The sequence below is a fragment of the Micromonospora sp. MH33 genome (genome assembly GCF_003013775.1).
Taxonomy (GTDB): Bacteria; Actinomycetota; Actinomycetes; order Mycobacteriales; family Micromonosporaceae; genus Micromonospora; species Micromonospora fulviviridis.
This window is the reverse complement of sequence record NZ_MUYZ01000281.1, coordinates 1-9027: the sequence shown is the minus strand read 5'-3', so window position 1 is coordinate 9027 and position 9027 is coordinate 1. Positions and strand designations below refer to the sequence as shown.

Below are 9027 nucleotides of genomic sequence, written 5' to 3'. Positions count from 1 at the left end.
CCTGGCTGGCCGTGGGCCGGCGGCTGCGCGACGGCGGGCCCGGTGCGGACGCCCGCCCCGTCGCGCACTCCACCCGGGCCTTGCGCCGGCGGCTGGCCGAACGCCGCCCCGACGACCTGGTGCTCTGGGTGGAGACCGGCGCCGCGCCGGCCCCGGTCCGGACGGACCGGCTGGCGCGCTGAGCGGCCACCTCGCACGCGAACAGCTCGCGGCCACTCCCCGGCGTGCTGCCGGGAGTGGCCGCGAGCTGCGACCTACGGGCGTCCTGGTCAGTACCGCACCTGGTCGCGGGACTGCTGCGCGGTGTCCTTGACGTCCCGCGCGGCGGTCTTCGTGTCGTCCTTGACCGCGTGCACGGCGTCCTGCGCGGTGGCCTTCACCGACTCGGTGGCGTGCTGCGCCGGCTCGCGCAGCTCCTCCTTCAGCTCCCCGGCGACCTCGCTCAGCTTCTCCTTGACCACGCCGCCGTGCTCGGCGGCCTTCTCCTTGACCTGGGCGGCCACCTGCTGCTCGCGGCGGCTGGCCGGGATCAGCGAGGAGACCAGCATGCCGACGCCGAAGGCGATCACGCCGGCGGCGATCGGGTTGCCCTCGGACTTCTCCCGCAGCACGTGCGGCGCCCGCTGGGCGGCGTCGCCGACCGTCGAGGCGGCGGCGTGCGCCTTGTCGCCGACCGTGGACGCCGCCGAGGAGGCGTGGTCGCCCACCGAGTGGGCGGCGTAACCGGTGCTGTGGCCGAGGTCCGATGCGGTTCCCATCACCTTGTCCTTCACATTCGTCAGCGCGCTGCGGACGCGCTGCTTGCGGTCGTCGACGATGCGACTCGGGCTGACCTTGTACGCCAGGGCGTCCACGTCCGAGCTCAGGTTGGTGCGAGTGGCTTCGATCTCCCGGCGGATCTGGTCGGGGTCGGTGCTCATCGGGTGACTCCCTCCGGGTGCGGCTTGAGCGCGTCGGGGATGCGCTGCACGCTGTCGTTGGTCTGCTTGAGGCCGCGGATCCGCTCGGCGTTCTTCTTCGCCATCGAGTAGAGGACCGCGGCGACCACGGCCCAGATCACGGCCACGATCAGCGCGGCCAGGCCCGAATCCATCACGTTGTCCAGGAACTGCCACAGCGCGATGGAGACGAAGAGCGCCACCATGTAGCCGCCGAACCCGGCGCCACCGAAGAGGCCGGCGGCCTTGCCCGCCTTCTTCCCCTCCTGGCGGATCTCGGCCTTGGCCAGCTCGACCTCCTGGCGCAACAGCGTGGAGAGGTCGGTGGTGACCTGGCGCATCAGCTCACCGATCGAGCTGCCCCGGACCTCGTCCGCGGTGGGCGGCGCGCCCGCCGCCTGGTAGCCGGAGTCCAGTCCGGACCCCTGCGTCGGCATGCTCATGCCGTCGCCTCCCTTCTGCCGGTCAGGCCGTTCACGGACGGTTGACGCCGCTCGACGGCACGCCCGGCAGCGGGTCGGTCCGGCTCGGCGGGGGCAGCGGCTGGCCGGTGCCACCCTCCGGGTCGGCCCAGGTGTTCGGGGCGCCGCCACCCGGGTAGGTCACGCCCGGCGCGGAGTAGCCCGGGTCCGGCTCGGCGTACGTGCCGGGGGTCGGATCGAGGTAGCCGCCCGTCGGCACCTGCTCCGGCACCGCCCGGGAGGTCGGGATGACCGCGGTCCGGTCCGGGTCGTAGGACGGCCGGACACCGTCGGCGCCGTCGCCGATCGCCGCGATGTTCCGGGTCAGCCGGCCGGCGACCACGCCGAGCACGGCGGCGCCGAGCAGGAACGTGCCCGGGTTGCGGCGGGCGTAGGTCTTCACCTCGTTGAGCAGGTCGCCCGGCTCGCGCTGCTCCAGCCAGCCGGCCACGCCGTGCACCCGGTCGGCGGCCTGGTGGGCCAGCTCGGTGACCGGGCCCGCGCCACCGCCGTTCTGCGCCATCGAGCGCATCTCCTCGGCCAGCGACCGCAGCCCGCTCGCCGCGCGCTGCTGCTGCTGGCTGGTCTGGGCGGTGACCTGGTTCCGGGCCTCGCCGTAGAGGTTGCGGGCCTGGCGCTTCGCCTCGCCGACGACCTCCTGGCCCTGCTCCTTGGCGGTCTGGGCGACCGCGCCGCCCGCGTTGGCGGCCTCGTTGCCGACCTGGCGGGCCTGGTCACGGACCCCGCCGCCGTTGGTCGACTCGTACGTGCCGGACGTGGATGAGAGATCGTAGGTCATGATGTCCCTTCCGCTCGGAATTCGTAGCGGTTGTGCTCGGGGGGATCACGCCGAACGTGTCTGTCGGCGTGTCGAAATCCCTACCCCCGGTTGCCGGGTCCATGCCTGATTCGTCATTTCTCTGCGGAAGCCACCCGCGGCGGTCACACAATGGAGGGTCTGCCCGCCCGGGCGGCGGTGAGCTCCACGGAGGTGACAGCGATGGCACGTGCCGTGCGCGGACGCGCCCCGGCCCGGTCCCGGCCGGCGATCCAGAAGGTCGCCCTCGCGGTGGCCGCCGTCTTCGTGCTGATCGGCGTGCTCGGCTTCGTCCCCGGCTTCACCACCCACTACGGCGACCTGAGGTTCGCCGGCCACCACTCCGAGGCCAAGCTGATCGGCCTGTTCCAGGTGTCGATCCTGCACAACCTGCTGCACCTGCTCTTCGGCCTGGTCGGCCTGGTGCTGGCCCGCCGGATCGCCGGGGCGCGGCTGTTCCTGGCCGGCGGCGGCGCGGCCTACCTGGGCCTCTGGCTGTACGGCTTCGCCATCGACCGGGAGACCGCGGCGAACTTCATACCGCTCAACGACGCCGACAACTGGCTGCACCTCTTCCTCGGCTTCGGCATGCTCGCCCTGGGCCTGCTGCTGAACAACGAGGTGGGCACCGGCGGCCGGCCGGACAGCCCCCTCGACCGACCCTGACCAGCACGGTCACCCGTTCGGGCGGCGTCGCCCGCGACACACCGGGGACGCGTTTGCCCGATCACCGCCCGGGGCAGGAGGACCAACCACGGGGAGTGACCCCGGCGGGACGAGGAGGTCCGGCGATGCCACGGTGGTTGCGGGAGAACGCGCTGACGGTCGCCATGCTCGGCGCGTTCGTGGTCTTCCTGGTGTTGCAGAGCGTGTTCGGCTGGCAGGTGCACAACGAGGATCTGGCCGAGTACGGCGCCACGCCGCTGAGCTGGTGGGCGTACCTGGGCACCGGGCACTTCGCCGAGGCGGTCTTCGAGAACTGGGAGTCGGAGTTCCTGCAGATGGGCGGCTACGTGCTGCTCACCGCGTACCTGGTGCAGAAGGGCTCGGCCGAGTCGAAGCCGGAGGGCCAGACGGACCGGCCCGAGGACGACCCGCGGCACGGAACCCCGGACTCCCCCTGGCCGGTGCGGGCCGGCGGCCTGCCGCTGGTGGTCTACCGGAACAGCCTCTCCATCGCGCTGTTGATGATCTTCGCTGGGGCGTTCCTCGGCCACCTCTTCGGCGGCGTGGCCACGTACAACGAGGAGCAGGCGTTGCAGAGCGGCGCCGCCCCGATCAGCGCCTGGCAGTTCCTCGGCACCAGCGACTTCTGGTTCCAGTCGATGCAGAACTGGCAGAGCGAGTTCCTCGCGGTGGGCGTGCTGATCCTGCTCAGCATCGTGCTGCGCCAGCACGCCAGCCCCGAGTCCAAGCCGGTCACCGCCGCGCACGCCCAGACCGGCGCGTAGCCGTCCGCTCAGGCGGCAACCGGCAGGCGCTTGGCGAAGCAGACGCTGTACGGGTTGTCGACGTACTCCCCGTACACCGGGACGGGCCGGTAGCCGCAGGACCGGTAGAGGCCGATGGCGGCCGGGAGGTAGGTGCCGGTCTCCAGGCAGACGGTGGTGTGCCCCTGCCGGAAGGCCAGCTCCTCCAGGGCGGCCAGCAACTGCCGCGCGATCCCCCGCCCCCGGTACGCCGGCCGGACGTACATCCGCTTCAGCTCTCCGGTGTCGGCGTCGAAGGCCTGGAGCCCCCCGCAGGCGACCGCCCGCCCGCCGTCGACCACCGCCAGGTAGCGGATGTCGTCGTGGGTGATCGTCGCCTGCCCGTCCAGACCGCCGTCGGCCTCGCGCAGCTCGCGCTGCTGTGCGGCGACCAGGGTGGCGATCTCCGGATCGGTGGCGGGACGGGATTCGATCAGCACTCCGTCACGGTAGGTCGGCCGGATTTCGCGGAGGTTTCCGGCCAACATCCCGAACACGGACGGAGCGGAACTACTCCCAGTCCTCGTCGTCGGCGTCGTCCTGCGGGGCGGCCGCCACCTCGTCGTCCGAGCGCACCCGGCGCGCCTTGCGGGCCGCCAGCCGCTCCGCGGCGGAGATGCGGGTCGACTTGTCCTCCAGCCGGACGTCGGTGCCCCGGTTGCCGGGAACGAAGTCGACGCCGGCGTAGAGGGTGGGCTGCCAGTCGAACTCCCGGTCGCCGATCCGGACCAGGTCGCCCGCCTGCGCGCCGGCCTTGGCCAGCTTCTCCTCGACGCCGAGGCGGGCCAGGCGGTCGGCCAGGAAGCCCACCGCCTCGTCGTTGTCGAAGTTCGTCTGCTTGACCCAGCGCTCCGGACGGTTGCCCCGGACGGTGTAGGAGCCGTCCTCCTCCGCCTCGATGGTGAAGCCGGCGTCGTCGACCGCCTTCGGGCGGATCACGATCCGGGTCGGCTCGGCCGGCGGCGCGGCCCGGCGGGCCTGGTCGACCAGCTCGGCCATCGCGTACATCAGCTCCCGCAGCCCTTCCCGGGTGGCGGTGGAGACGTCGAACACCCGGAAGCCGCGGGCCTCCAGGTCGGGCCGGACGATGTCGGCGAGGTCCCGCCCGTCCGGTACGTCGATCTTGTTGAGCGCGACCAGGCGGGGACGCTCGGTCAGGCCGCCGTACTGGGTCAGCTCGGACTCGATGGCGTCGATGTCGGCGAGCGGGTCCCGACCCGGCTCCAGCGTCGCCGTGTCGACCACGTGCACCAGCACGGCGCAGCGCTCGACGTGGCGGAGGAACTCCAGGCCCAGCCCCTTGCCGGTGGCCGCGCCCGGGATCAGCCCCGGCACGTCGGCGACGGTGAAGGTGTGGTTGTCCACCCGGACCACGCCCAGGTTGGGCACGAGCGTGGTGAACGGGTAGTCGGCGATCTTCGGCTTGGCGGCGGAGATCACCGAGATCAGCGAGGACTTGCCGGCGGAGGGGAAACCCACCAGGCCGACGTCGGCGACGCTCTTCAGCTCCAGCACCACGTCGAGCCGGTCGCCGGGCTCGCCCAGCTCGGCGAAGCCGGGGGCCTTGCGCCGGGCGTTCGCCAGCGAGGCGTTGCCCCGGCCGCCGCGCCCGCCCCGGGCCGCCTCGAAGGTGGTGCCCGGGCCGACCAGGTCGGCCAGCACCTCGCCGTCGAGGGTCTGCACCACGGTGCCGTTCGGCACCTTGATGATGAGGTCGTGGCCGTTGGCCCCGTCCCGGTTCGAGCCGGCCCCGCCCTTGCCGTTCTCGGCCTTCATGTGCGGCCGGAAGTGGAAGTCGAGCAGCGTGGTCACCTGCGGGTCGACGACCAGCGAGACGCTGCCGCCGTGCCCGCCGTTGCCGCCGTCGGGGCCGCCGAACGGCTTGAACTTCTCCCGGTGGATGGAGACACAGCCGTGCCCGCCGTCGCCGGCCTGCATGTGCAGGACGACCCGGTCAACGAACGTCGTCACGACGCCAATCCTTCCAGCGGGGCACGCCCCCGCGCGAGAAAAGACGAAGCGGGCCGGGACACGAGGTCCGCGGCCCGCTTCGCCGGAAAATTACTGCTGCGGCACGATGCTGACGGTCTTGCGACCGCGCTTGGTGCCGAACTGGACCGAGCCGGCGGCCAGCGCGAACAGCGTGTCGTCGCCGCCACGGCCGACCAGGTCACCGGGGTGGAACTTGGTGCCACGCTGACGGATGAGGATCTCACCCGCGCTGACGACCTGACCACCGAAGCGCTTCACGCCGAGCCGCTGGGCCGCGGAATCGCGACCGTTACGCGAGCTGGACGCACCCTTTTTGTGAGCCATTGGAGGACGACCTACTTCCCGCTGGAGATGCCGGTCACCTTGACCTGGGTCAGCGGCTGGCGGTGACCCTGGCGCTTGTGGTAGCCGGTCTTGTTCTTGAACTTGTGGATCCGGATCTTCGGGCCCTTGGTGTGCGCGGCGATCTCGCCGGACACCGCGACATTGGCAAGCTTCGTCGCGTCGGTCACCAGGTCGTCACCGTCGACGAGGAGCACCGCGGTGAGCTTCACCGCGTCGCCGGGGGCACCGGCGAGCTTCTCGACCTCGATCACGTCGCCCTCGGCGACCTTGTACTGCTTGCCGCCGGTCTTGACGATCGCGTACATCGGAGGCGGACTCCCTGTCGTTGAGGCTGCTGGCGGTCGTTCCCACGGCGTCTCGCCGGGAGCCGTGACACCGGCAGCGCGGGCACGCGGGAACTCGGCACACCAAAGTGCGCCGCAGGCAAGCGTACGCCATACCCGGCCCGCCACCCAAACCGGGCCACCGGTTCGGGGCGGCGGTGAGGCCGAGCACACCGTGAAGCGGTCCTCGGAGGGGGCGACGGAGACGACAGGGCCCCCGCCCCGGACTCTGTGGCCGGGGCAGGGGCCCTGTCGAACGTGTGCAGGTCAGCGGCTCACGGCCGGGTACGCCGCCGGGCGCCGCCACGCCGGGACCGCCGGCGGGCGGTGCCGGTGTCGGCGCCCTCCTCGTCCCCGTCGCCGAGGGCGTCCGGGTCGTCCGCGGCGGCCAGCCGGGCCGAGTCGCCCTCCTGGCTGTCCGTGACCGCCGGGGCGGCCGCCGTCCGGGTCTCGAACCGGGACAGGTCGTAGCCCTGGGTGTCGTAGTAGTCGTCGTCCGGGCTGTCGACCACCTCGGCGACGGCCTTCTCCGGCGCGGCCGGGGCGGGCTGCTCCGCGGCCTCCGCGGCGGGCTTCTCCGGGGCGGCCTTGCGGCCCCGGCGCCGGCCCTTCTCCTCACCGGCGGGGGCGGTGACGGCCGAGGCGACCGCCTTGACCTTCTCCCCCGCGCCGCCGCGCGGCTTCTCCGGCACCGGCTCGGTGTGGATGATGACGCCCCGGCCCTTGCAGCACTCGCAGGTCTCGCTGAACGCCTCCAGCAGGCCGGCGCCGATCCGCTTGCGGGTCATCTGCACCAGGCCGAGCGAGGTGATCTCGGTGACCTGGTGCTTGGTGCGGTCCCGGCCCAGGCACTCGGTGAGCCGGCGCAGCACCAGCTCCCGGTTCGACTCCAGCACCATGTCGATGAAGTCGATCACCACGATGCCGCCGAGGTCGCGCAGCCGGAGCTGGCGCACGATCTCCTCGGCCGCCTCCAGGTTGTTCCGGGTGACCGTCTCCTCCAGGTTGCCCCCGGAGCCGGTGTACTTGCCGGTGTTGACGTCGATGACGGTCATGGCCTCGGTCCGGTCGATCACCAGCGAGCCGCCGGAGGGGAGGAAGACCTTCCGGTCCAGCCCCTTGAGGATCTGCTCGTCGATCCGGTACTCGGCGAAGACGTCCGTGGTGCCGGCGTGCCGGCGCAGCCGCGCCACCAGGTCCGGCGAGACGTGCGACAGGTAGGACTCGACCAGGTCGTACGCCGGCTCGCCCTCGATGACCAGCTCACGGAAGTCCTCGTTGAACAGGTCCCGGACCACCCGGATGACCAGGTCGGGCTCCTCGTAGAGCAGCACCGGGGCGCCACCCTCGGCCGCCTTGGCCTGGATCTCCTCCCACTGCGCCTGGAGCCGCTTGACGTCCCGGGCCAGCTCGTCCTCGCTGGCGCCCTCGGCGGCCGTCCGGACGATCACGCCGGCGCCGTCCGGCACCAGCTTCTTGAGGATGTCCCGCAGCCGCTTGCGCTCGGTGTCCGGCAGCTTCCGGCTGATGCCGGAGGCGTTGCCGTTCGGCACGTAGACCAGGTGCCGGCCGGAGAGCGCGATGTGGCTGGTGAGCCGGGCGCCCTTGTGCCCGATCGGGTCCTTGGTGACCTGCACCAGCACCGAGTCGCCGGACCTGAGCGCCTGCTCGATCGAGCGGGCCCGGCCCTCCAGGCCGGTGGTGTCCCAGTTGACCTCGCCGGCGTAGAGCACGGCGTTGCGGCCGCGCCCGATGTCGACGAAGGCCGCCTCCATGCTGGGCAGGACGTTCTGCACCTTGCCCAGGTAGACGTTGCCGGCCATGGTGCCGGACGAGTTGCGGGTCACGTAGTGCTCGACCAGCACGCCGTCCTCGAGGACCGCGATCTGGGTCCGGTCGCCCCGCTGGCGCACGGCCATCACCCGGTCGACCGCCTCCCGGCGCGCCAGGAACTCCGACTCGCTGAGGATCGGCGGGCGGGTGCGCCGCTGCTCGCGGCCGTCCCGGCGGCGCTGCCGCTTGGCCTCCAGCCGGGTCGAGCCGGAGACGCCCTGCACCTCGTCGACGGCCTTGCGCGGCTCGCGGATCTTGACGACCGTGGGCACGCCGTCCTCGGCGGCGGTCTCCGCCTCGCCCGCGCCACGGCGGCGACGCCGACGGCGACGACGGGTCATCCCCTCGCCCTCGGCCTCCTCCTCGTCCTCGGTCTCCTCGGCCTCGGCTTCGGCCGCCTCGGCCCGGACGGCCTCCTCGGCCTCCTCGTCCTCGGCATCCTCGGCGCCCCGACCGCGGCCCCGGCCCCGGCGGCCCCGACGGCGACGGCGACGCATGGCCGCCTCGTCCTCGTCCTCCTCCGCCTCGGCGATCTCCTCGGCCTCGGCGGTCGGCTCCTCCTCGACCTCGACCTCGACCGGCTCGGCCTCGCGGCGGCCGCGCCGGCGCCGCCGGCCGGTCTCCGCCGGCTCCTCGACCGGCTCCTCGGCGACCGGGTAGGTGACCCGGACGACCGGGGCCTCCTCGGGCTGGGGAGGCATGAACAGGACGGTCGGCGCGGAGAGCGCGGCCCGGCGCCGACGGGTGGTCGGGGCGGGCTCCTCGGCGGTGCCCGGCACGGCGGCGCCCGGCGACACCTCACCGGTCCGGTCCTCCGGACCACCGGCGCGGGCCAGGCGGGCCTCGTCG

Annotated in this window: 10 protein-coding genes and 1 pseudogene; 3 read left to right on the top strand and 8 right to left on the bottom strand. The window is 72.8% G+C overall.

The window, feature by feature from the left end; genetic code table 11:
* Window positions 1-182 (top strand): annotated as a pseudogene (locus B0E53_RS29235) (glycosyltransferase family 2 protein); the annotation flags it as partial.
* 87 nt (window positions 183-269) lie between these two features.
* On the opposite strand, the gene B0E53_RS29230 reads toward B0E53_RS29235, so the two are convergent.
* Genes B0E53_RS29230 through B0E53_RS29220 form a run of 3 tightly spaced genes read right to left on the bottom strand, consistent with a single transcriptional unit; the run spans window position 270 to window position 2198 of the window.
* Window positions 270-920 carry a DUF3618 domain-containing protein gene (locus B0E53_RS29230; RefSeq protein WP_107078954.1) on the bottom strand — a complete coding sequence of 217 codons (651 nt, stop codon included), beginning with the start codon at window positions 918-920 and terminating at the stop codon, window positions 270-272.
* Window positions 917-1381: a phage holin family protein gene (locus B0E53_RS29225; protein ID WP_107078953.1), complete on the bottom strand. Its 465-nt coding sequence runs from the start codon at window positions 1379-1381 to the stop codon at window positions 917-919. The genes B0E53_RS29230 and B0E53_RS29225 overlap by 4 nt, the downstream gene beginning before the upstream one ends.
* A 31-nt stretch (window positions 1382-1412) precedes the next feature.
* Window positions 1413-2198 carry a hypothetical protein gene (locus B0E53_RS29220; protein ID WP_107078952.1) on the bottom strand — a complete coding sequence of 262 codons (786 nt, stop codon included), beginning with the start codon at window positions 2196-2198 and terminating at the stop codon, window positions 1413-1415.
* 201 nt (window positions 2199-2399) lie between these two features.
* On the opposite strand from B0E53_RS29220, the gene B0E53_RS29215 reads away from it, so the two are divergent.
* A complete protein-coding gene (locus tag B0E53_RS29215; protein WP_107078956.1) occupies window positions 2400-2882 on the top strand; it encodes a DUF4383 domain-containing protein in 483 nt (160 codons plus the stop codon).
* Window positions 2883-3007: 125 nt separating this feature from the next.
* Window positions 3008-3667: a DUF6766 family protein gene (locus B0E53_RS29210; RefSeq protein WP_107078951.1), complete on the top strand. Its 660-nt coding sequence runs from the start codon at window positions 3008-3010 to the stop codon at window positions 3665-3667.
* A gap of 8 nt (window positions 3668-3675) precedes the next feature.
* Here B0E53_RS29210 and B0E53_RS29205 read toward each other — a convergent pair whose 3' ends face one another.
* From B0E53_RS29205 to B0E53_RS29185, 5 genes are all read right to left on the bottom strand, one after another.
* Complete coding sequence (locus B0E53_RS29205) at window positions 3676-4125, bottom strand: GNAT family N-acetyltransferase (protein ID WP_107078955.1); 450 nt, start codon at window positions 4123-4125, stop codon at window positions 3676-3678.
* Window positions 4126-4195: 70 nt separating this feature from the next.
* The gene (gene obgE, locus B0E53_RS29200) at window positions 4196-5656 is read right to left on the bottom strand and encodes a GTPase ObgE (protein WP_107078950.1); all 1461 of its coding nucleotides are present in this window, start codon (window positions 5654-5656) and stop codon (window positions 4196-4198) included.
* Window positions 5657-5746: 90 nt separating this feature from the next.
* Window positions 5747-6001, bottom strand: coding sequence for a 50S ribosomal protein L27 (gene rpmA / locus B0E53_RS29195; protein WP_013288010.1), 255 nt, complete (start codon window positions 5999-6001; stop codon window positions 5747-5749).
* Window positions 6002-6012: 11 nt separating this feature from the next.
* Entirely contained in the window at window positions 6013-6327 is a 315-nt protein-coding gene (gene rplU, locus B0E53_RS29190; RefSeq protein ID WP_107078949.1) for a 50S ribosomal protein L21, read from the bottom strand.
* A 293-nt stretch (window positions 6328-6620) separates the two neighbouring features.
* Window positions 6621-9027 (bottom strand): Rne/Rng family ribonuclease (locus B0E53_RS29185; protein ID WP_210406257.1); only part of this gene is annotated, 2407 nt, incomplete at its 5' end.

Coding starts and splice junctions, on each gene's coding strand:
- rpmA (WP_013288010.1), bottom strand. CDS start 6,001: ATGGCTCACAAAAAGGGTGCGTCCAGCTCGCGTAACGGTCGCGATTCC.
- B0E53_RS29210 (WP_107078951.1), top strand. CDS start 3,008: ATGCCACGGTGGTTGCGGGAGAACGCGCTGACGGTCGCCATGCTCGGC.
- B0E53_RS29215 (WP_107078956.1), top strand. CDS start 2,400: ATGGCACGTGCCGTGCGCGGACGCGCCCCGGCCCGGTCCCGGCCGGCG.
- B0E53_RS29220 (WP_107078952.1), bottom strand. CDS start 2,198: ATGACCTACGATCTCTCATCCACGTCCGGCACGTACGAGTCGACCAAC.
- B0E53_RS29225 (WP_107078953.1), bottom strand. CDS start 1,381: ATGAGCATGCCGACGCAGGGGTCCGGACTGGACTCCGGCTACCAGGCG.
- B0E53_RS29230 (WP_107078954.1), bottom strand. CDS start 920: ATGAGCACCGACCCCGACCAGATCCGCCGGGAGATCGAAGCCACTCGC.
- rplU (WP_107078949.1), bottom strand. CDS start 6,327: ATGTACGCGATCGTCAAGACCGGCGGCAAGCAGTACAAGGTCGCCGAG.